Here is a 23,255-nt window from a genome sequence, read left to right as displayed (position 1 = left end):
GTCCGTAAGATGAGAGTGCTGGTACAACGCTGTAAAGAGGCTCAGGTAACCGTGGGAGATGAATTGACAGGCAGAATCGAATCCGGTTTAATGCTGCTTGTAGGCATAACTCATGATGACACGGAGAAAGATGCGATTTACTTGGCAGATAAAATTAGCGGGCTTCGCATTTTCGAGGATGAACAGGAAAAGATGAATCTCAGCTTGCTAGATGTAGGTGGTGCGGTTCTGTCCGTTTCACAGTTTACGCTGTATGGTGATTGTCGTAAAGGCAAACGCCCAAGCTTTGTTGCGGCGGCTCGTCCAGAAGCAGCTGAACGTTTGTATGAAACGTTTAATCAGTTGTTGCGGGATAAAGGGATTCAGGTGGAAACGGGACGTTTCGGAGCGATGATGGATGTTACGTTTACGAACTGGGGACCGGTTACGCTTATGTTAGAAAGTCCTTCGCGAGACTGAGGTTCGCATAAATGCGCAGTGAAGGGGTCATAATGAGAGAGAAGTAAACGTTGGTATTACATTGTACTTGTAACTTTGTTGACCAAAGGAGTTTCTCTTAATTATGCGCCAATCTGCAAAAGTAACCAAGAACCAGAACGAGCCGCTAATGATGCCTGGCAATCTGGCGGAGTCACTTCAACTTGCCCGCTCTGCCGCTGCTCATGTGTCCACATTGTGGATGTTGGAAACATCAGATAAAGACAGGCAGGAGCATCATCCACGACTATAGCTTAACCATGTAATAAAACAAAATAGTTATGCTCAAAACCCCGGTTGTCTGACAATCCGGGTTTTTTTGCTGTATGATTCACATTTCATCTCGGAGGCAGGCCGCAAAATCAATTCAAAATGTATGGATTGTTATAAAAGGCACTCCTTGGGGTAATAACAAAACGAGGCACAAAAGAAGTGCCAAGGATAGAATTAATCTCTCAGGTTTAATCACATTTGAATACGGAAAGGAGACCATAGATCATGAGTAAAGTTGCTTTTTTGCTTGCGAATGAGTTTGAGGATTCAGAAATGAAGGTTCCGTACGATGAGGTGAAGAAGGCCGGACATGAGGTACACATTATCGGATTAAAAGCGGGTGAGACGCTTCAAGGCAAGGGCGGCAAGGCTTCCTATACGACGGACAAAGCGATCTCAGAGGTTAACGCATCAGATTATGATGCTGTCGTTATTCCGGGTGGGTCTTCGCCGGAAAATTTGCGAACAGACGCAAATATCCTGAAATTTGTTACGGAAATCAATGCGGCTAACAAACCAATCGCTGCAATCTGCCATGGTCCGCAAATTTTGGCTAGCGCAGATCTGCTCAAGGGACGAACAATTACATCTTATCCTCCACTCAAGGATGACATGGTCAATGCAGGAGCCGACTTCAAGGATCATGAAGCGGTTGTCGATGGGAACTACATTACTTCCCGTACACCTGAAGATGAACCAGCATTTGTTCGTGAATTGATGAAAGTAATATAAGCATTAAAGGGTAAACTGAATACGTTGATGGCATTCTAATGATATATTTCATTCCATAAAGGAGGGTTTGACATGGCAAAACATATTCAGGCGTATTTTCGAACCGAGGACGAAGCAGAGGGTGCAAGAACTTCACTATTGACGTTCCATACCGAGCAGCTTGAAGTAGGTCAACTGGATGCTGCCATTGGTAGGGATACACGAGTTATGGTTCCACTGGTTCCTTATAATACGGCTGGTGGTGTAGGCACGAACGGTGCTATGGGTGTAGGGGCAGCTCCTGGGGTTCCAGCTAGCGAAAATGTAATTCCAGTTGTCACTGATGTTAATCGTGACACTGAACGCGATCCCCGCAACAGAGTGAACGAGGACGGAGATATGCTGGATGCCTCAGATGTGACTTCGGCCGATTATAGTGACCTGCATTATGTTCTGTCTGCCAAAGTAAGAGATGAGGATTATGATGCGATTGTTCATAAGCTTCGCTCTAACCATGCCTATGTGGAAGAACTCGATTAAATCAATAGATATTAAGCTAGCTCTTACGTTGCCCGGTCTTCAATTGCCGGGAAGACGTAAGGGCTTTTAATTATATGCGAAGATTTGTTGCATACTGCAAATGTGCTGGCGAAAAAGAAAAGATGTTGTGGGAAAAACCAATATTAAAGCGCTATCATTTTTGTAATATTCCTGTAATATTAGTAACACAAGCCTTTAACAATGTGCGTTTATAATAACAGACATGACCCCCTTTTTTTATATATCCTTTGAACCTGCACACCGTGTGCAGGTTATTTTTTTCTGTTTTTTTTCTATCTTAGGATGTTAGCCCTTGACTTTAGTACTGCGGTTCATTACAATCAGAAAATAATACGTTGACTGTAGTCAACAAAAGTCGTTTTTTTGAAACATATGACTGATTTGATGACGGGACCAAGTACTCCGTACCCACATGACCAGAGAGGAATCCCCAAGGCTGTAAGGATTCTCTTGATGAGCGGACGAATGACTTCCCCGAGAACAGACGGCGAACAAGGCAGAGAGAATCTGCGGATCTTAGTAGCCGGCCTGCGCATGACGTGCGTTAAACGTAGAGCGGAAGAGCTGTTGATCTGGATGTAGCATTGAAAACATCCTGACGTAATAGCAATAACCTGAACGGCTACAGGCTCAGGCTTCCGGAATGTGGGTGGTACCACGGGTGAATGTATATACAATCTCTCGTCCCTTTGTTTGCTTTTGATAAGCACACAGGGCGAGGGATTTTTTTGTTTTTTTAGTTAAGATATGAGATTTACACGAAGAACGGAGAGGACAGAAAAAACCTGGAAAAGCGAAGCGTTCGCCTTTATCACCGAATTTTAACATTTTAAAGTTTTATTCAAAAAAATTTGGGGATAACAGCGATTGAAAGGTTATTCTGTCCGCGTAGTGGGACTCGTGGAATATCTTAACGTTTACAGAGAAAATCAATGCTGGAGGGATACAGATGGGTTTTCAGAAACCGACAGGAACGCAGGATTTGCTGCCTGGTGTAGTGGAGAAGTGGCAGTATGTAGAAGAAAAGGCACGGGATCTGTGTCGACGTTTTAATTATCGCGAGATTCGCACGCCGATCTTTGAGCAAACGTCTTTGTTTGTACGCGGCGTAGGAGAAACGACAGATATCGTTGAGAAAGAAATGTATACCTTTGATGACAAGGGCAACCGTAGTATGACACTTCGTCCGGAAGGAACAGCTGGCGTAGTTCGTGCTTACGTAGAAAATAAGCTATATGGCGAACCGGATGTGAGCAAGCTGTATTATATCGGTCCGATGTTCAGGTATGAGCGTCCGCAGGCTGGTCGTCAGCGTCAGTTCCACCAGTTCGGTGTAGAAGCTCTTGGTGCAGTTGATCCGGCAATTGATGCTGAAGTTATTGCACTTGGTTATCAATTGTGTGTGGAGCTTGGCCTAAAGGATGTCAAAGTGGAAATCAACTCGGTGGGGAATGCAACTAGTCGGGCGGAATACCGCGAGACACTGCTGGGTTTCCTTAGACCAATGAAAGATACACTTTGCAAAGACTGCCAATCCCGGATGGAGCGTAACCCGTTACGTGTACTGGATTGTAAGGTGGATCAGGATAAATTCGTTGGGGCTCCGTCCATCTTGGACAGCCTGGATGAAGAATCATTGAGTCATTTTACTAAACTACAAGCGTACCTGGACGATTTCGGCGTAGACTACGCGGTGAACAACCGTCTGGTGAGAGGGCTGGATTATTACACCCTGACTGCATTTGAGCTAAAAGCACAAGGGATTGGAGCCATTGATACCGTTGGTGGCGGCGGCAGATATAACGGTCTGGTTGGCGATATTGGCGGACCGGATCAGCCGGGCATCGGCTTTGGTATTGGTCTGGAGCGTATTCAGCTCATTCTGGAGCACCAGAATATTGAAGTAACTACACTTGCTCCGCTCGACGTATATTTCGTCGCTCTTGGTGAGTCAGCGGATCGTGAGGTCAATCGACTTTTGTTCAAGTTACGTCAATCCGGCTTATCCGGTGAGCGTGATTATCTGGGCCGTAAGATGAAAGCACAGATGAAATCGGCTGACCGTTTCAAAGCTCGCTATACGGCGATCCTTGGGGATGACGAACTGGAGCGTGGCGAGATTTCACTCAAAGCGATGGATACAGGTGAGCAGCAGACCGTGAAACTGGATGATCTGGTTGCTACGGTACGCGGAAATAATTAAGAACCTAAGATGGAATGACAATTGTAGAATCGGCAAGTGGCTATGGTGAAAGGATTCCGGTTGTACGGATGGTAATCTCCAGAGACAGGATGCCTTTCGAATAATAAATCTTTACGCAACCGGATTGTGGGTGGCATGCTACAAGCTTGTCTTACACAGAACGGAAATTTAACATAAGAGGAGTTTGGTTATGAAAAGAAGTCATCATTGCGGCGCATTAACAAACGCACATATCGGTGAAACAGTAACATTGAACGGCTGGGTACAGACCCGCCGTGACCTGGGGGGCGTACTCTTCATCGATCTGCGTGACCGCAGCGGAATTGTACAAGTTGTGTTTAACCCGGCATATTCCGGTGAAGCATTGCAAATCGCGGATCGTGTACGCAGTGAATATGTCATTGCGGTAACAGGTAAAGTGGTTAAACGTGATGCAGAGACCGTAAACAAAAACTTGCCAACAGGCGAGATCGAAGTTCAAATTACCGAAATCGAAGTGTTGAACGCAGCCAAAACACCTCCATTCTTCATCGAAGATGGCGTTGAGGTAGATGAATCCCTGCGTTTGAAATATCGTTACCTGGACCTGCGTCGTCCGGAAATGTTCGAAACATTAAAACTGCGTTCCAAAGCGTCTAAAGTGTTCCGTGATTATCTGGACGGAGAAGAGTTCGTTGAGGTAGAAACACCAATCTTGACCAAGAGCTCGCCGGAAGGTGCGCGTGACTATCTCGTACCAAGCCGTGTGCATGAAGGTGAATTTTTCGCTCTTCCACAATCCCCACAAATCTACAAACAATTGTTGATGGTTGGTGGACTTGAGCGTTACTACCAAATCGCACGTTGTTTCCGTGATGAGGACTTGCGTGCAGACCGTCAACCGGAATTCACTCAAGTCGACATCGAGACGTCCTTCTTGCAACAAGATGACCTGTTGCCGATGATGGAAAAATTGATGGCGAAATTGCTGCGTGAAACGAAAGGCATTGAGCTGGAGCTGCCTTTCCAACGGATTACGTATGCTGATGCGATGGGTAAATACGGTTCCGACAAACCGGATCTGCGTTTTGGCATGGAACTGGTGGAAATGAACGATATCGTAGCAAACAGCGGTGTGAAAGTATTTGCTTCAGTCATTGAAAAAGGCGGAGAAGTGAAAGTACTGAACGCCAAAGGCTGTGGTACATGGAGCCGTAAAGAGATCGATGACCTCGGACCATTCGCTGCCCGTTACGGTGCCAAAGGTCTCGCCTGGATTCAAGTGAAAGACGGCGAGTTCAAAGGGCCAATCGTGAAGTTCTTTACGCCGGAAGAGATTGAAGCTGTTAAAGAACGTACAGGCGCTGAAGAAGGCGACTTGTTGCTCTTCTCCGCTGACACGAAAAAAGTGGTTGCTGATGTTCTCGGTGCTCTGCGTCTGAAAATCGGACGTCAACTCGGTCTGATCGATGACAGCAAATTCAAGTTTGCTTGGGTTGTGGACTTCCCGCTGCTCGGCTATGATGAAGAAGCGAAACGTTATGTGGCGGAACACCATCCGTTCACACGTCCAAAAGACGAAGATGTACATCTATTCGAGACAGATCCGGGTGCAATCCGCGCTCAAGCCTATGACCTTGTACTGAACGGTTATGAAGTTGGTGGCGGTTCGATGCGTATCTACAAGCGTGATGTACAAGAAAAAATGTTTGCTGCGCTCGGACTTACGCCAGAAGTGGCTAATGATAAATTCGGTTATTTGCTCGAAGCATTCGAATATGGTACACCACCACATGGCGGTATCGCCTTTGGTCTGGACCGTCTCGTGATGTTGCTGGCAGGACGCACAAATCTGCGTGAAACCATTGCTTTCCCGAAAACGGCAAGTGCAACTGATCTGTTGATGAATGCACCATCCGAAGTAGATGGATCTCAACTCGAACAACTTCACATCCGTGTAGCCCGTAAACCTGTCGCGGAAAAGAAATAAAGGAGGCATCGATTTTCAATGCTCCATCAATTTTCAAGAACAGAGCTTGCGATTGGACCAGAAGGTCTGAATACGCTCAGAAATAGCACGGTAGCCGTACTTGGCATCGGCGGTGTGGGCGGGATTGCTGTAGAAGCACTTGCCCGCAGCGGCGTCGGCCGGATCATCCTGATTGACAAAGATGTAGTGGATATCACGAACATCAACCGGCAAATTCATGCACTTACCACGACAGTAGGTCAGAAAAAAGCCGACTTGATGGTAGAACGTGTGAAATTGATCAATCCGGAATGTGACGCCATTGCGCTGAACATGTTTTATACGGAGGAAACGTATGAGGAATTGTTCAAGTACGATCTGGATTATGTACTGGATGCTTCCGATACGATCATCTACAAAATACATCTCATTAAAGAGTGCCTAAAACGCAAAATTCCGATCATCTCCAGCATGGGCGCTGCGAACAAAATGGACCCGACGAAATTCCAGGTTGCGGATATTTCGAAAACGTCCATGGATCCGATTGCCCGTGTAGTGCGCACCAAGTTGCGCAAAGACGGCATCAAAAAGGGCGTGAAGGTAGTATTCTCCACCGAGGAGCCATTGAAGCCACGTGCAGACGTGACGCAAAAGATCGTTCCAGAGAATGCGCCGGAGATTCGCAAAGCGAAACAGCCGCCGGCAAGTAACGCTTTTGTCCCGCCGGTAGCTGGTCTGATTATGGTCAGTGTTGCCGTGAAAGACTTGCTTGAAAAAGAAGAGAAGTCAGAGGCATAAGCCGAAACAACAGATCAAATTAAGCCACATCGTATACAGATACACAAATAAAGCGCGGGTGCTATGAGCACCTGCGTTTTTTGGTGCCGATATGTCAGGATTACGTCATGTACTTCACTTTGAAAACGGTGTATGATATGTTTTGCTGCGCGAAATGATGATACATATATAATGGTTTGCGGTCAGAGAGGGGAACAGAACAAATGAAACACGGGTGGTTGTCCAGAAAACTGGGCATGGAACCAGAAGATCAGTGGAAGAAGGAAATTGTGGCTGGCGCCATATCCTATTTTGCGGTCGTTTATATTGTGATGGTGAATGCCAAGATTCTTTCCGATGCGGGGATGCCGTTGCAGGCAGCCATGGTAGGTACATTGCTTACATCCATTGCAGGATGTTTACTTATGGCTTTTGGGGGTAAATCACCGATTGTTGTAGTGCCCGGCATGGGAATTAACGCATTTTTCACATACACGCTTGTGCACTCGATGAAACTGACATGGCAGGAAGCGTTGGCTGTGGTAGCTGTTACAGGCCTGCTGTTTGCTGTTGTCGCTTTTACATCATTATATAAAATGATCAGTGAAGCCATTCCGAAAAATCTGCAGCATGGCATTACCGTCGGGATTGGACTATTTCTTACCTTTATCGGATTGCAAAAGAGTAGCATTGTGATTGCTCATCAGACAACCTTTGTTGCCATCGGGCACTTCAATGATCCCAATGTCATTACGGCATGTGTAACACTTGTGCTCGCCGTTATTTTATTTATTCGAAATGTTCAAGGCGGTTTGCTCATCAGCATTTTAATTGGGACAGGACTTGCTTATGTGCTCGGAGCGGTACATCCCGGTGAAGCGGTATCTGCCATGGAAGCACTGCGGCAATATGGCGGTCTGTTTGGTGAATTATCTCTGATGAAACTGGCGGATATTGCATTCTGGATTGCTGTTTTTCTGCTGTTATTAATAGTTGTGTTTGAAAATATCGGGCTCATCACCGCGCAAACGAATATGATTGGTCGTCCGGAACGTTTCAAGGGCAGTCTGCGTGCACTGTCGGTTAGCACGGTGCTGGCTGGTATCTTGGGTAGCAGTCCGCCGGTAGCGGCAGCGGAGACTACAGCGGGCATCGCGGCAGGTGGCCGTACGGGTTTGACTCCGCTGGTAACAGCTGTGCTGTTCGGCGCGACCTTTTTCTTCATTCCGCTGCTCGGGTATATTCCCGACAGTGCGATTGCCCCTATTTTGATCATCATCGGTGGTTTGATGGTACAGGGTGTCAGAGATATGGATTTCAGCGATTTTACCGAAGCATTTCCGGCGTTTCTGATCATGGTCATGATTCCTTTTACATATAGCATTGTGGATGGAATGGCCTTTGGCTTTATCGCGTACCCGCTGGCCAAACTGGCCGCCGGAAAAGGAAAAGAAGTGCCTGTCGTCATGTATGGCATTTCGATTCTGTTCCTGGCGAACTTCGTATTGCATGGTATCTTGTAAAACAAAAAGTGATGAGATAGAGAACGGGAGGAAGATGGATGGAAGAACAGGGAATGCAAGAACAGCAACAGCAACACTCGGAATCGAATAAACCGAAAGTCGGAACAAAAGGATTCAAGGATTTTGTTCGGCTGATCGCTTCCACAAATCCGCCAAAATTGATCCTGACCGTGGCTCTCATCTTGACATTGATTCAAACGACGGCGGGACTTATCGTTCCTTTGATGACCAAAGGTCTCATTGATGGACTGACCACATCTGCTCTAAATAAATCGGTGATTTTTCTGCTACTCGGGGCGTTTGTGATCCAAGCTATTGCTTCAGGAATTAGCATCTATATGTTGAATTATGCCGGGCAACGTGTCGTGGCGACGCTCCGCACCAAGCTGTGGAACAAGGTACTGTCCCTCCGTATGCCATACTTCGACCGCAATCGTACGGGGGATACAATGAGCCGCATCACCAATGACACCAGTCAGATTATGACATTAATTGCGGATTATCTCGTATCATTTGTTTCTAACATCGTTGCGGTAATCGGTGGGGTTGCACTGCTCTTTTATCTGGATTGGGTGATGTCACTCATCATTCTAAGCCTGGTGCCGCTGACCATGCTGATCTTGTTGCCTGTGGGCAGAAAAATGTACAAAATCTCCAAAAAACAGCAGGATGAGATGGCTGGACTGACGTCGGTGCTCAGTCAGGTGATTAGTGAAATTCGTTTGGTCAAAGCATATGGAACCGAGAAGCAGGAATCGGAGGCGGGGGATTCCCGCATTCGTAAAATGTTCGCTTTTGGATTACAGGAAGCACGCATTCTGGCGTTGATAGGGCCTTTGTTTACTTTTGTTATGACGGCTGTGCTCGTCGTTATTCTTGGTGTCGGAGGGATGCGGGTTGCTTCGGGGATATTGTCGCCGGGGGAACTGGTTGCGTTCATTCTGCTACTTTTCCAAGTTATAATGCCTATGGGACAGTTCACAACGCTGTATTCACGTTTGCAAAAAGTCGTAGGTGCTACCGAACGCATCCAGGCGATTCTTGCGGATGAGGAAGAACCGGATCATAACACAAAGCTGGCTCCCCAGGGCAATGAAACGATTGCGTTTCACGATGTACATTTCTCTTATGTTACAGGCGAAGAAGTGTTGCATGGTATTAATCTAACGGTGCCTACTCGCAAAGTAACAGCCATTGTGGGTCCGAGCGGAAGTGGTAAGTCTACGCTGTTCTCCTTGCTGGAGCAGTTTTACTTGCCTGATTCGGGTCACATTTCGTATGGGGGAGAAGAGATAACAACGTATTCGCTCGCTTCCTGGCGTAGCAAAATTGGCTATGTATCACAAGAAAGTCCGCTGATGGCAGGTACGATTAAGGATAATATCACGTATGGTCTCAATCGTGAAGTAACGATGGAGGAGATCAGAAGAGCCGCGGAGATGGCCTATTCGGCTGACTTTATCGACAAACTGCCACAAGGCTTTGACACCGAAGTGGGTGAACGCGGAATGAAGTTATCGGGGGGCCAGCGTCAACGGATCGCCATAGCCCGTGCGTTGCTGCGTAGCCCGGATATTCTGATGCTGGATGAAGCCACCTCCAGTCTGGACAGTACATCCGAGTACGAAGTTCAACAGGCGTTATCCAATCTGATGGAGGGCAGAACTACTATTGTCATTGCACATCGATTGTCCACTGTCGTGGATTCAGATCAGATTGTAGTATTAGAACATGGTCATGTGACTGGAACGGGAACTCACGCAGAATTAATCAACACACATCCCGTATATCGGGAGCTTGCACAAAAGCAATTTGTGGCACAGGATGGAGAAGGTAGTACAAGTAGCAATGGGGAAATACAAAACAAAGAGTAGCACTCGACAAATAAAGAGATGAGGAATGAAGGATTTCTGCGATACCTGTGAAGGTATGATTCAACAGAGTCCTTCTTTTTTTGGCAAGGACTTCATGGTTTGATTTGTTCATATGGAAAATGGATATGGCTTTCAGTTGCCCTTTGTGATATATTGGGTATCCTTTTGTATTGCGCGATCTACAGCGATGCAGAGCAAACATATATTCTTAGGAGGTAACTGAAACATGTCAGACAGCTTTCAAAGTGCCTATCAAGAAGAAGAGTACAGGTTAGCGCAAACGATGGAAGAAGTGGATCGTCAGCTCACACGGCTGCGGAACTTTCCGGTGTATACCGGTCACGATTTCACGGAGCAAGTGCTGGAAGCCGGACGTGAAGAACGCCGGAATGCCTTGTCCAAGAGCGCGCAACAACCCTATTTCGGACGCTTGGATTTCGAAGAGCAGGGCAGTGGTGAACGGAAACCGCTGTATATTGGCAAAATCGGCGTAGACCGCGAAGAGATCGGTGAGCATCCGCTTGTCATCGATTGGCGCGCTCCTGTCGCGAGCCTGTTTTACTCTTTTACCGGAGGGGAAGCCTCCGCAACGTATGAAGCCCCTGAAGGGCTGATTGAAGGTCTGGTGTACCTGAAACGAAATGTCGTGATTCGTCAGCGCATACTGGAACGTGTGGCAGATACGTATAACCGGGACAGTGACCAGCCTGCCGTATCCGATGAGTTCCTCGTGTACCGCCTTGGTGAAAATAAGGACAATAAGTTGCGGGACATCGTATCCACGATCCAGGCCGAGCAGGATCAGATCATTCGGGCGGCGAGAAACACCGCATTGATCATTCAGGGGGTCGCCGGATCAGGGAAAACCACAGTGGCCCTGCATCGCCTTGCTTTTTTGCTGTATCAGTACAAGGAGCAGGTATCGGCGGAGAAAATGGTTATTTTTGCACCCAACCATATGTTCCTCGATTATATCTCGGATGTGTTGCCAGAGCTCGGTGTAGGAGACATTCAGCAGCAAACCTTTCCCGATTGGGCGATGAATCTGCTAGGGCTGGAAATGCCACTTGCAGATGCGTCAGAGACGTTGCAGACGTGGTTCGAAACCCCTGCTACTCGGCCTGAACTGAACGATGATGTCCCTGGACGTTACAAAGGCTCGATTCGTTTCATGGAACTGATCCGGGAGTGGTTGTCTGGGATGGAAGAAGCATCTGTGCCGGAGGGTGATTTCAGTCCATGGGACGGTGCGGTGCTCAGTAAACAGGAGATCGATAACTGGTTTGGAACGGAGTACAAACATTATCCGCTGGCTAAACGTAAAGAGCGGGTCATGGCACGGGTTCACCGCTGGATCGAGATGGAATTGAAAAAGCCCATGCCAGAAACGGTGCGTAAAGAACGTAAGAAAAAGGCAGCAACGCGGGAGAAATCCTATGCCAAAAAGTGGCCTGAATACAATCCGCTGACGTTGTACAAACAGCTGTTCAAGGCAGTGAAAGGCGGGGCTGTACCTGCTGAGCTAAGCAACTTGATACCCAAAGCAATCATGAAACAAACCGGTGCAGATTTGAAGAAAGATGTCATTCGAGAAGAGGACCTGCCGGCACTGGTCTATATCCATACGCTGGTGCATGATATTGAAGGAGCTGAGCGTTTTGACCACGTTGTCATTGACGAAGCCCAGGACTTCTCTCCGTTTCATGTTGCGCTGCTGGATCAGTTTGTGAAAGGACATTCCTTCACTATTTTGGGGGACTTGTCCCAAGGTATTCATGAGTACCGCGGTGTTCATGCGTGGGAAGAGATGAGTTCGTTGTTCCCGGAAGAACAGAATGCGTATTTTGCCTTGACCCGAAGCTATCGTTCAACGATGGAAATTATTGATTATGCCAATACCATCCTGGAGCAGGGTGTGAAGAGTGGGATTACGGCGATTCCCGTGTTCCGGAGCGGGGATCCGGTGCGTACGCTTGCATACGGGAGTGAAGGACGGACGGGCAGTTTAGAACGGGCACTGAAGATGCTTACCTCGAAAGATTATCGGACGGTGTCCATCCTGACGCGAACATTGCATGAAGCCGAAGAACTCCATCGTGAGCTTCAGGCGGCGGGCTGGGATTTGAACCTGATCGACGGTGGTAAAAAGCAGTACAGCGGTGGACATTCGATTTTGCCTGTTTATCTGTCCAAAGGGCTTGAATTCGATGCAGCTATCGTCGCTGATGTTGATCAGCAGCACTATTTGCCTGGCGCGGGTGATGCGAAACTGCTCTATGTCGGCTGTACACGGGCTCTGCATGAATTGTGGTTATTCCACGACGGCAACATGCCAGCGTATGCCGCGGCAACACATAATCCTGAGGGTGAACAGGTTACGATTCAGGGTTGGCCTGGGATATGAATTTGATTGATTAGAAGATTTACTGTTTTACATTGAGTATTCTTAAAATGAATAAAGTTACACTGAGAGCAATAATTGTAAAGAACCACTGTGTATAATTAGGTGGTTCTTTATTTTGCGCACAGATTGAAATGATTTTTTATCTGGAAATTGTCTAGAATAACTATAATTTAAATGGTAAAATCTCTATTATAAGATGAAAAATTGGGAGATGTACTTGCTATGGAAAAAATTAAAAAGATTACATTAGATGATGGGATACTTGAAATCAAACAAGTCTGTGATGAAATGTTATACTTGAATAAAAAATCTCCTTTCTTCTTTATGGTGGGAGCTGGGATATCTTATCCTAGTGCACCTTTGGCTAGAGATATCATAACCCATTGTAAAGAACATGCATTGAAGTATAATCGAGCACATGCAATGAGTGAATCCACTGTACAGGATGCATATTCTGATTGGTTTGAACTAGCCTACCCTAATAGATTTCAGAGACAGAATTACATTAAGAGTATTCTTCATAATCAGCCGATTAATCTAGCTAATATCAAGTTAGCTCATCTACTCTCTCAAAAAGTGGTAACTAATATGGTTATAACTACCAATTTTGACGATTTCTTGTCTAGATCTTTAAATATGTTTGGTATACAACATATTGTTTCAGATCATCCACATACAGTAGAAAAAATAGATTCTGAAAACAATGAAATTCAAATTGTTCATATTCATGGTACATACTGGTTTTATGATTGTTGTAATTTAAGCGGAGAAATAATTGAGAGAGCTGAACGTCAATTAAATACTAATCGTACTATGTCATTCTTTATAGATTCATTGCTCTATAGACGTATTCCGATAGTTATTGGATACAGTGGATGGGAAAAGGATGTTTTTATGCAGGCTTTAGAGAGGAGACTTGAAAGCCCTCTGCCTTTCAATTTATATTGGTTCTGCTATTCTGAAAATGATATAGAATCATTGCCAAGGTGGCTTCGAGAGAATAGTGATGTTAAATTTGTTGTTCCTAGCTCTAACAATGAACAACGACATGAGGAAGATTTAGATCAAATCTTACTTGGAGTTAAAGATGTGGAAAAAGATAATAGCGTTCTTGAAGCCAAAGAAGTTTTTGAACAATTCATTAATAAATTTAATATTGAATCTCCAGAAATCACAAGAGATCCAATTGGATTTTACGTGAAAACAATAAATAATTCTATAGCCAGCGATAATTTGAGTAGAGATGAAGAGGGTAAATACTTTTTCAAAGAAGTCATTGATAGGCTACTACGGGCTAAGGAGAGCAAAGAATATACCACTAATTTATTTTTAGAAGAGCTAAAAGAACTTTTAAAGAAATCCCAGTATGAAGAAGTAATCAACAAAGTTCAAAAGAATTATAATTACTCCATATTTAATTTTCAAGAGCATACGGAATTGTTAGATGTTATCTTATCTGCTTCTGATAAGATATACGATAATTTTAGAGGGTACGATTTAATAGTGAAAATTTCTATGCAATTACTTGAAAAGAACATTAAAAGTGCAGATATATTCGAAATTAATAAAGTAATTTGTGAAGCATTAGTGGGTAAAGCGGATGTATTGCGAGATCAGGATCTTTTTAGTGAAGCTTTAAGGGTGTATGATGAAGTGATTTCAAATTTCACAGGCAAGAGATACGTCTACTATATAGTGTACTCATTATTTCATAAGGCTCTTATTTATGAAGCCTTGCAAAATTTAGAGGAGGCAATTCAAAACCAAGATTATATAATTCATAAATATTCAAATATTAAGGTACAGAAGGTTAGAAATATCTTAGCATCCTCATACTTAAAGAAAGCAATGTATTTATTTCAAAACAATAATCTATCCGAATCTATAAAAGTTTTAGATGAATTCAAACTTAAGTATTCCAATGATAATGATTCCAAAATGCAATATTTATTTTGCCTTTCATTATTTTTTAAATCAATGTTCTATAACTCAAATAACTTATTAGATAAAGAACTAGAGGTTTACGACGAATTATTAGATTTATTTGGTGAGAGTGAAGAATATAAGATTAAAGAAACAGTAGCTAGATCACTTAAAAATAAGGGTGAGACATTAACAAAACTTCAGCGACATAATGATGTGTTAGATACACTTGATGAAATCACCAAGAGGTATACTGATGAAGAAGAATCAACATTAAAAGAAATTGCAGCAAACGCAATGATGAGTAAAGGACGTTATTTGGACAATATAGGGAATCGGACTGAAGCGATTAAGATGTATGAAAGACTTAACAAGTACTATAGCCAGTTAGAACAGATATCAGATACTGAGCAACTTCAGAAAGCTGAGTCATATGTCGCTATGGGGCGTTTCAAAGAAGCATTGACTGTATACGATGATATAATATCTACCATAGTTAAGCCTGATATTTCTAATATTGATTTGTTAGGAAAATCTTATTTAGGGAAAATATTCGCTTTAGGACAAGAAAAAGAATATGAATTATCTAATCAAGTTATTGATACCTTCATTGACAAAGTAAAGAGAACTAAAGAATTACAAGTGAAAAGATATGTAGCCTTCGCATTATTCAACAAAGGGCTTAACTTAAATAACTTAGAGGAACACTCAAAAGCGATGGATGTTTTTAAAGAAGTTATCAGGAAATTTAGAAATCTCAGTAAAAATGATGTGGTTTTGAACGAATTAATCCAATCCAGTTATTATGAAAAAGCTATAACTCTAGGGATAGTAGGGGAAACGAATAGAGCGGTTAAAGAACTAGATTCTCTGTATGTTAATTTAAAAGATGAGACAGAACATGATTTAAAAATTTTAGCAAGAAAATCTTTACTAGGAAAGGCAATGGGATTATGTGATATAAAGAAATATCAGGAGTCACTTATAACACTTGAATTAGTAAAGACAACATATTACATTACTACAGATGTAGATGACATGTCCTTTGAATACATATACAGGATGTATAAAAGCGAATGCTTAAAGGGGCTAGGTAATTTAAAAGAAGCATTAGAAGTGTTCCTGGATATTAAACAAGTCTTAGAAAAATTGAGCGAAAATCATAGTGAACATTTCCTTGGAGAGATTAACTCTATAGGTTTTGAAGCTTATATTGAAAAACAGTATGAACTAAGTAAAGAAGCATTTTTGTTAGCATTTAAATGTGGGGGAACAATTTCAGGATCAAATCTATCCTTTATGCTTAGAAGGGGTGAAATTTCCGATAAGGATATACCAAGTCAGGAAGAATTATTAGCACCATCATTGAAAAAAGATGAACCTTTTGCTATTATGAATAAGTTATTATTAAATATCTATATAATAAAACAAGAAGAATGTATTAAATTACTTAATAAAATCAACGATTTTACCCGAGTTCTTGACTGGTGGGGTCAGTTAGCCTTGAAAGGTGACCCAGAGGGACATTTGGTCATTGGTCTATTGACCAGAGGTAATTTCGTTTCTGATCCAAATGGTATGTCGTATTACGAGAGATTTAAGAATGTACAATTATTAGGTATGGAAATCCCATCATGGCTAAAAGAATAGTTTTCAAGATTATTTTTATCTAATCTCACTTATAATCAAAAGTAAAGGAATAATTTACTTTTGATTATTTTTTTATCTATTTATCTGAAGAACGCTGGTTCACCAGATAGATGCCTACCCCGATTAGCCCCCCACCAGCTCCGACCAACCATTGAACCTCCTCACCTAACAAAATCCAGCTTGAAAGCACACCGAAGAACGGTGCGAGAAACAGGTAACTGCTGGTCTGGGCGGGATCACTGTGCTGTAACAGATAAAACCAGAGGGAAAACTGCATGATGGAACAAATCAGCGTTAGATATAACAACGATAGGATAGAGACTGGAGTCACTGTAAAATGAGGCTGCTCCGTCCATACACTTAGCAGAAGCAATGCTACACCTCCGGCGAGCATTTGATAAGCGGTAAGCACGAAAGTGTCATAATCAACGCCCCAGCGCTTAATCAGGAGTGTGGATACGGCAAATGAAATTGCTCCGCCAAAACCGATCCAGGTCCCCGGGGTGAAGCTCATATGCCATCCAAAGGTAAACAAAATGCCGACAAACCCAACAATTACGCCAATCCACTGGCTTAATCGATATCTCAGGTTATATAGTAGCGCACTGAGAACAATGACGATCAATGGATTCGTAAATGTAATAATGGCCGATTCACCGGATGAAATCCAGTTCATGCTGTAATAGGCGCAGCCCATCACCCCGGCGGATTGAAACAAGCCGATGAGCATGATTTTACCCCAGGCTCGCCATCCCCTCGGTAAGGGGTGCCTACGCAGGGCTAGGGCCATCAAACCACCAGCAAGGATGTACCGCAAGCCCATCAATAGAAAAGGTGGTGCGTAACTGAGTCCTATTTTACCTACAGGAAAAGAAGTTCCCATAATGAGCGTTGTCACGATAATCAATACGATGTATTGGACTGGTTTTAAGGAAGCTGGTACGCGTTTCGCTCTAGCCGGATTATGAATTGTTGCGCTCATAATGTCTGTCCTCCATCGACAGTAATAAGTTGTCCTGTCATGGATCGCTGTTCAAGAGCAGCGCAGACCATGTGGGCGATGTCCTCTGGCTGAGCGATTTGCTGTAGTAACAATTGTCCACCGAGTTGGTGCATTCGTTCCTCATTGCCAGCCCACCAACGTGTGGAGACAGCTCCAGGAATGATGGCATTTACACGTATGAGCGGGGAGAGTGCATGGGCTAGAGATAAAGTCAGACCATGTACTGCTGCTTTGGATACGGCGTATGGAAGAGATGAACCCGAACCGGTGCTGCCGGCAATACTGCCCATATTTACAATGGCACCTCCACCGGCCTGCTTCATTCCTTCGGTTACGGCACGAGCACAATGAAACATACCTTTCACATTCACATCCATCAGTTCGTTCCAGATATCATCTGTGACAGCTTCCAGATCGCTGAGGGGGATATGATGGGTCATGCCCGCATTATTTACAAGGTCGGTGATGGGGCCATAGATTTCGGTTACTTTTGCGACCATTTGGCGAACCTCTTTATCATTTGCAATATTCCCCTGAATGGAAAATGCTTGCCCGCCTTGATTTAGGATATGCTGAACGGTTTCTTCTGCGGCCTGCTGTGATCGAGAATAGTTCAATGCGACCCGTGCACCGCGTTCAGCCAGCAAGGTACTGACCGCGCGGCCTATACCTGTTCCTCCGCCTGTAATTAAAACCACTCTATCGGTCCAGTATGTCATCTCGAACACTCCTTCTTTTGTTTTCAACCATTGAATTTCGAACAACAGATGAATATGTCATCATTGTAGTACGCTCTGGCAAGAGAGTATAATGATTACAAATGAACTGGATATCATTTTGAATGATGTCAGAGCGGAGGCATGATGGAGAGCGGGGATCTTCGAATATTTCAATGTGTTGCACAGGAAGGAAATCTGACCAGAGCTGCAGCCAAGCTGGGGTACGTTCAATCCAACGTTACGGCACGCATCAGGCATCTGGAAGCTGAAGTAGGCACACCTTTATTTATCCGTCACAATCGGGGAATGACGTTGTCTCCAGCGGGAGAGACGTTATTAACTTACGCAGATAAAATCATTGGTATGTTGAATGATGCATCCAAAGCGCTCCAGGCTACCAATACACCGTCTGGCCCTTTGCAAATTGGTTCCATACAGACAGCCGCGGCGGTAAGGTTGCCACGTCTTCTTGCAACATATTACAGCCAGTACCCGGAAGTTTCACTAGCGCTGGCTACAGGTCATTCACAAATGCTTATTGACCAGGTTATCGGGTATGAATTGGAAGGCGCATTTATTGGTTGTTCTTGCGACCATCCTGATATTAAATCTGTGGATGTATTTGATGAAGAACTTTTTGTGATATCGTCTCCTAGTCTGTCAGAGAAGGAACTGATCCGAAAGCCGATATTGGTTTACAGTATGGGGTGCTCTTACCGTAAAATTTTGGAGGACTGGATGCTTCTGAGTGGTGTTCACAGGCCTGTTATTATGGAATTTGGGACGCTCGAGGCGATTATCAGTGGCGTAGCCTCTGGAATGGGCATCTCTCTATTACCTGAAATCGTCATTCACCAGCAGATCAAAAGTGGTTTGCTGCGTAAATATGCTCTTCCGGTTGGCATGAACCGTATGATGACAAGATTTATTACTCGTAAGGATGCGTTTGTCAGCAGTGCGCTTGGGGCATTTATGGCGATGCTTCCGCAGGAATGATATGATAGCGAGTGGAGATTCATTTTAACATTTTGATCACGTTAATAACTGAATATCAGATTGGCAATCCGTTAAGGAAGTGATAAAACCATGGATTTATTTTCGTTTCAACAGGATACACAACCACAGGCCAGATTGCTTGCAGACCGCATGCGGCCTGAGCATCTGGATGAATATATAGGGCAGGAACATATTATCGGGCCAGGAAAGCTGCTACGCCGAGCCATTGAAGCTGATCAGATTTCATCCATCCTGTTGTACGGGCCTCCGGGATGTGGCAAGACAACACTTGCTCACATCATCTCTCAGCACACTCAAGGACAATTCGTGCGACTGAATGCTGTGGATGCCTCTGTGAAGGATGTACGAGAAGTCATTGAGCAGGCACAGACGAACAAACAGCTCTACGGAACCAAAACGATTCTCTTCCTCGATGAGGTACATCGTTTTAACAGTTCGCGTCAAGATGCACTGCTACCAGCGGTGGAGAAGGGCACGATCATTTTTATCGGGGCAACGACGGAAAATCCCTTCCATTATGTAAACGGAGCCTTGATGAGTCGTTCCACCCTTTTTCAACTGGAATCCTTAAATAAGGAGCATTCCCTGATTGCGATGCGCAGAGCGCTAAGCGATGCGGATAAAGGCCTTGGGTTTATGGAACTGAAAGCCGATGATGAAGCGCTGGCACACATTGCTACGATGGCGAATGGTGATATTCGCCGTGCCCTGAATGCTCTGGAGCTTGCCGCGCTGACGACACCGCCTGAGCAGGATGGAACGGTTCACATCACGCTGGCTGTCGCGGAAGAGTCGATCCGTCGTCCCATTGTCAAGGCAGACGAGTCCACGCAGTATGACGTATTATCTGCTTTTCACAAAAGCATTCGTGGTTCGAGTGATGCAGCGTTATTCTGGTTTCTATATGCGGTGGAGAAACTGGGCATGGACCCCATGACGTTCATTCGGCGCCTGATTGCCGCAAGTAGTGAGGACATTGGGCTGGCGAATCCACAGGCGATGACCCAAGCGATAGGAGCGCTTGATGCGTACCGAAATAACGGGTGGCCGGAGGCGAAGCTTAATATTGCGCAAGCCATTTTGTTTGCGGTGGAAAGTCCGAAGTCCAATGCAGTATATACTGCGATATCCAAAGCGATGAGCGCGATTGATGAGGTGAAGTCGGCCGAAGTACCGCTGCATTTGAGGGATACCCATTACTCAGGTGCTGCCAAGCTGGGACATGAAGGATACCAGTATCCTCATAACTACCCGGGACATTATGTGAAACAGGAGTATCTGCCAAAACAGCTGTCTCGAAGAGTATTTTATGAGGCGACAGAGCAGGGGAATGAGTCGAAGATCAGGCTGAACCAACAGCGGCGCAGGGAGCTGTAGAGATGAAAGAGTTAGCATATATCGGAGCTGGGGGGTTTCTGGGCACATTAACCAGATACACCATTCAACTGATGCTCCCCTCGGCCAATACAGGTTTTCCATGGGCAGTGCTGTTGATCAATGCGATCGGCAGCCTGTTTTTGGGCTTTTTTTTTACTATCGCTATTCCTGAGAAAATAACACCACAGCTTCGCCTCGCCATTGGCACAGGTTTTACTGGAGCCTTCACGACCTTTTCCACATTCACACTGGACTTCGTTCGTTTAACGGAGGGTGGAGAATGGTTGACAGCAGCGGCTTATCTCCTTCTAAGTGTAGTGGCAGGACTGGTGCTCTGCGCCCTTGGGATCAAGCTGGGCAATCGAATGTTAAGTGTCTCCCCCAAAGAGGGTGATGGCCTATGATCATCTGGATAGGATTAGCAGGTGTGTTAGGCGCACTACTCCGTTATAGTCTAGGAAAGGTTGTCTCAGGTAGAGTGGGAACCGCCTTTCCCTGGGGAACGTGGGTAATTAATATCAGCGGTTCTATTATTTTGGGAATGTTGTACGGCGGGCATCAAGCAGGAAGTTTGCCAGACGCAATGTGGGTAGTATGGGGGACTGGCTTCTGCGGAGCGTACACCACGTTCTCTACCTTTGGGTATGAAACATTAACGTTAATGGGGCAACAGCGACAAGCCAGAGCCGTTATTTACGTGGTAAGTTCAGTGGTGGTGGGGATATTAGGTTGTCTGGCAGGAGTTTGGCTCACTGCATAAGGTAAATATTTAAATTTTTTTGCAAAAAAAAGCAGGAAAAAAGCCATCCTTCATGGTATTACATGAAAGACGGCTTTTTTTGTAGGAATACAGGGAATTGACTTCACCACTCTCAAGTGATGAGTAAGTCCTGTTATTGCATCGCCGGTACAGGGACCTTCTGTACCTGATCAATCGTACCACCGCCAAGGCAAACCTCTCCGTCGTAGAAAACAACGGCTTGTCCTGGCGTAATCGCTTTTTGCTGTTGATCAAACTGTACATCCACACTGCCGTCCTTCTGCCAAGTCAATGTAACGCCTTGGTCCGGTTGACGATAACGGAACTTGGCTGTGCAGCGGAAAGGCACATTCGGTGTGCGCTCTGCACCTGCAATCCAGTTTACGCCTGTAGCCGTCAGACCTGTAGAGTACAAGCTGGCATGAGCGTCGCCCTGCACCACAAGCAATTGATTTTTCTCCAGGTTTTTATCGGCGACAAACCAAGGCTCGCCGTTGCCGGAACCGCCAATACCAAGTCCTTGACGTTGACCCAGCGTGTAGTACATCAGACCGTCGTGACGGCCTTTGACTTCACCCGTTACGATATCAACCATGTCTCCGCCTTTGGCTGGCAGATAGTTGCTCAGGAACTCCTTAAAGTTGCGTTCGCCGATAAAGCATACACCTGTGCTATCTTTTTTCTTGGCTGTGTACAGACCGGCAGCTTCAGCAATTTTGCGCACTTCCGGTTTAGGCAGGTGACCAATCGGGAACATGGCTTTGGAGAGCTGCTTTTGATTAAGAGCATTCAGGAAGTAAGTCTGATCTTTGTTGTTGTCCACACCGCGCAACAATTTGAACGTGCCGTCCTCTTCAATGAGGCGCGCATAATGGCCAGTAGCTACATAATCTGCGCCGAGATCCAGCGCTTTGTTCAGGAACTCACCGAATTTGATCTCACGATTACACATGACATCCGGGTTCGGCGTACGACCCGACTTATATTCATCAAGGAAATAGGTAAATACTTTATCAAAGTATTCTTTCTCGAAGTTGACAGTGTAGTACGGAATGCCGATCTGTTCGCACACCCGGCGCACATCCTCTGAATCTTCTTCAGCGGTGCAATGGCCGAACTCGTCCGTATCATCCCAGTTTTTCATGAAAATGCCGATGACATCGTAACCTTGCTCTTTCAGAAGCAATGCGGTAACCGATGAATCCACACCTCCGGACATGCCAACGACGACCCGTGTATTTTCATTTGCTTTGGACATCGTTATCACCATTTCTATATATAAATGTGTTTCGTTACTATTCTAGCATAACCCGACCGAACTTACGATACACCCGGCCAACTTTGGATAGTGTCCACTCCAGACGCACATTTTGCAATATCGTCAATCTTTCTTTTCCATAACGCATGCAGATATGTTAACATTACTTGAGGGTTATGATCGGAATACGGAGGATTAGATGTATTTTTTTGAAAATTGAAAGAGGTGACTCCTTTGAAAATATCGACAAAAGGCCGTTACGGCCTCACAATCATGATGGAGCTGGCCGCAAGAACCGGCGAAGGTCCAACATCCTTGAAGAGCATTGCTGAGCGCAACCAGCTCTCTGAACATTATCTGGAGCAACTGATTGCGCCACTGCGTAATGCTGGCCTTGTTAAGAGTATCCGCGGTGCATATGGCGGTTACATTCTGGCAGGTGATCCTGCAACGGTGACCGCAGGGGATGTCATTCGTGTACTGGAGGGGCCGATCTCGCCAGTAGACTTTACGGAAGAAGATGACCCGGCTAAGCGTGATTTGTGGCTACGCATCCGTGATGGCATTGCAGAAGTGCTGGATTCAACAACGTTGAAAGACTTAATTACTTTTGAGGATCAGGAAAAGAAAGATTCGTACATGTTTTATATTTAGTTTCCTTATAGTGTTTCAATCAACGCCAGCAAAAAACAACTTTACTGTTGATAGCAGTGAGGTTGTTTTTTTGTTCCGACTCCCGATTTTGATCAACATCTGATTGGGTTGCACCAATGTAGGCTGTTCCCTATATATTGTTG

Annotated in this window: 19 protein-coding genes; 16 read left to right on the top strand and 3 right to left on the bottom strand. The window is 44.9% G+C overall.

The window, feature by feature from the left end:
* Nucleotides 1-9 precede the first annotated feature (9 nt).
* The 11 genes from dtd to ACT89M_RS22055 all read left to right on the top strand — a co-directional run bounded on the left by dtd (nucleotide 10) and on the right by ACT89M_RS22055 (nucleotide 16,324).
* Entirely contained in the window at nucleotides 10-459 is a 450-nt protein-coding gene (gene dtd / locus ACT89M_RS22105; RefSeq protein WP_154958002.1) for a D-aminoacyl-tRNA deacylase, read from the top strand.
* Between the two features lie 103 nt (nucleotides 460-562).
* On the top strand, nucleotides 563-730 hold the full coding sequence (locus ACT89M_RS22100) for a hypothetical protein (protein ID WP_487344833.1): 168 nt from the start codon (nucleotides 563-565) through the stop codon (nucleotides 728-730).
* Nucleotides 731-975: 245 nt separating this feature from the next.
* Complete coding sequence (locus ACT89M_RS22095; RefSeq protein ID WP_154983395.1) at nucleotides 976-1,482, top strand: type 1 glutamine amidotransferase domain-containing protein; 507 nt, start codon at nucleotides 976-978, stop codon at nucleotides 1,480-1,482.
* Between the two features lie 72 nt (nucleotides 1,483-1,554).
* Complete coding sequence (locus ACT89M_RS22090) at nucleotides 1,555-2,001, top strand: hypothetical protein (RefSeq protein ID WP_090915576.1); 447 nt, start codon at nucleotides 1,555-1,557, stop codon at nucleotides 1,999-2,001.
* Between the two features lie 970 nt (nucleotides 2,002-2,971).
* A complete protein-coding gene (hisS, locus tag ACT89M_RS22085) occupies nucleotides 2,972-4,225 on the top strand; it encodes a histidine--tRNA ligase (protein WP_308723456.1) in 1,254 nt (417 codons plus the stop codon).
* 190 nt (nucleotides 4,226-4,415) lie between these two features.
* Complete coding sequence (gene aspS / locus ACT89M_RS22080) at nucleotides 4,416-6,194, top strand: aspartate--tRNA ligase (RefSeq protein ID WP_154887505.1); 1,779 nt, start codon at nucleotides 4,416-4,418, stop codon at nucleotides 6,192-6,194.
* A gap of 18 nt (nucleotides 6,195-6,212) precedes the next feature.
* A complete protein-coding gene (locus tag ACT89M_RS22075; protein ID WP_154887507.1) occupies nucleotides 6,213-6,971 on the top strand; it encodes a tRNA threonylcarbamoyladenosine dehydratase in 759 nt (252 codons plus the stop codon).
* A gap of 203 nt (nucleotides 6,972-7,174) precedes the next feature.
* A complete protein-coding gene (locus ACT89M_RS22070; RefSeq protein ID WP_154887509.1) occupies nucleotides 7,175-8,473 on the top strand; it encodes an NCS2 family permease in 1,299 nt (432 codons plus the stop codon).
* A gap of 38 nt (nucleotides 8,474-8,511) precedes the next feature.
* Nucleotides 8,512-10,347 carry an ABC transporter ATP-binding protein gene (locus ACT89M_RS22065; RefSeq protein ID WP_090915568.1) on the top strand — a complete coding sequence of 612 codons (1,836 nt, stop codon included), beginning with the start codon at nucleotides 8,512-8,514 and terminating at the stop codon, nucleotides 10,345-10,347.
* 226 nt (nucleotides 10,348-10,573) lie between these two features.
* Nucleotides 10,574-12,751 (top strand): HelD family protein, encoded by a 2,178-nt coding sequence (locus ACT89M_RS22060; protein WP_487344832.1) that lies wholly within the window; start codon nucleotides 10,574-10,576, stop codon nucleotides 12,749-12,751.
* 222 nt (nucleotides 12,752-12,973) lie between these two features.
* Nucleotides 12,974-16,324: an SIR2 family protein gene (locus tag ACT89M_RS22055; RefSeq protein WP_487344831.1), complete on the top strand. Its 3,351-nt coding sequence runs from the start codon at nucleotides 12,974-12,976 to the stop codon at nucleotides 16,322-16,324.
* 76 nt (nucleotides 16,325-16,400) lie between these two features.
* Here the strand turns inward: ACT89M_RS22055 and ACT89M_RS22050 are convergent, their stop codons facing one another.
* Both ACT89M_RS22050 and ACT89M_RS22045 read right to left on the bottom strand, forming a co-directional pair.
* Nucleotides 16,401-17,306 carry a DMT family transporter gene (locus ACT89M_RS22050; protein ID WP_487344830.1) on the bottom strand — a complete coding sequence of 302 codons (906 nt, stop codon included), beginning with the start codon at nucleotides 17,304-17,306 and terminating at the stop codon, nucleotides 16,401-16,403.
* A complete protein-coding gene (locus ACT89M_RS22045; protein WP_154887517.1) occupies nucleotides 17,303-18,046 on the bottom strand; it encodes an SDR family NAD(P)-dependent oxidoreductase in 744 nt (247 codons plus the stop codon). The genes ACT89M_RS22050 and ACT89M_RS22045 overlap by 4 nt, the downstream gene beginning before the upstream one ends.
* 144 nt (nucleotides 18,047-18,190) lie before the next feature.
* Between ACT89M_RS22045 and ACT89M_RS22040 the strand changes: the two genes are divergently transcribed.
* The 4 genes from ACT89M_RS22040 to crcB (ACT89M_RS22025) all read left to right on the top strand — a co-directional run bounded on the left by ACT89M_RS22040 (nucleotide 18,191) and on the right by crcB (ACT89M_RS22025) (nucleotide 21,200).
* Nucleotides 18,191-19,042, top strand: a complete 852-nt coding sequence (locus tag ACT89M_RS22040; RefSeq protein WP_154888528.1) for a LysR family transcriptional regulator — start codon at nucleotides 18,191-18,193, stop codon at nucleotides 19,040-19,042.
* A gap of 90 nt (nucleotides 19,043-19,132) precedes the next feature.
* Complete coding sequence (locus ACT89M_RS22035) at nucleotides 19,133-20,440, top strand: replication-associated recombination protein A (RefSeq protein WP_090915558.1); 1,308 nt, start codon at nucleotides 19,133-19,135, stop codon at nucleotides 20,438-20,440.
* A 2-nt stretch (nucleotides 20,441-20,442) separates the two neighbouring features.
* Nucleotides 20,443-20,844, top strand: coding sequence for a fluoride efflux transporter CrcB (gene crcB / locus ACT89M_RS22030; protein ID WP_253491778.1), 402 nt, complete (start codon nucleotides 20,443-20,445; stop codon nucleotides 20,842-20,844).
* Entirely contained in the window at nucleotides 20,841-21,200 is a 360-nt protein-coding gene (gene crcB / locus ACT89M_RS22025) for a fluoride efflux transporter CrcB (RefSeq protein WP_253491786.1), read from the top strand. The genes crcB (ACT89M_RS22030) and crcB (ACT89M_RS22025) overlap by 4 nt, the downstream gene beginning before the upstream one ends.
* 133 nt (nucleotides 21,201-21,333) lie before the next feature.
* On the opposite strand, the gene mnmA is transcribed toward crcB (ACT89M_RS22025), so the two are convergent.
* Nucleotides 21,334-22,458, bottom strand: coding sequence for a tRNA 2-thiouridine(34) synthase MnmA (gene mnmA, locus ACT89M_RS22020; RefSeq protein ID WP_154887523.1), 1,125 nt, complete (start codon nucleotides 22,456-22,458; stop codon nucleotides 21,334-21,336).
* 234 nt (nucleotides 22,459-22,692) lie between these two features.
* On the opposite strand from mnmA, the gene cymR reads away from it, so the two are divergent.
* On the top strand, nucleotides 22,693-23,112 hold the full coding sequence (gene cymR / locus ACT89M_RS22015; RefSeq protein ID WP_090915550.1) for a cysteine metabolism transcriptional regulator CymR: 420 nt from the start codon (nucleotides 22,693-22,695) through the stop codon (nucleotides 23,110-23,112).
* Nucleotides 23,113-23,255: the final 143 nt, after the last annotated feature.

It is taken from the genome of Paenibacillus sp. NN59, from assembly GCF_057597225.1.
The sequence above is the reverse complement of the archived record's forward strand: the minus strand, read 5'-3'. Positions and strand labels throughout refer to the sequence as shown.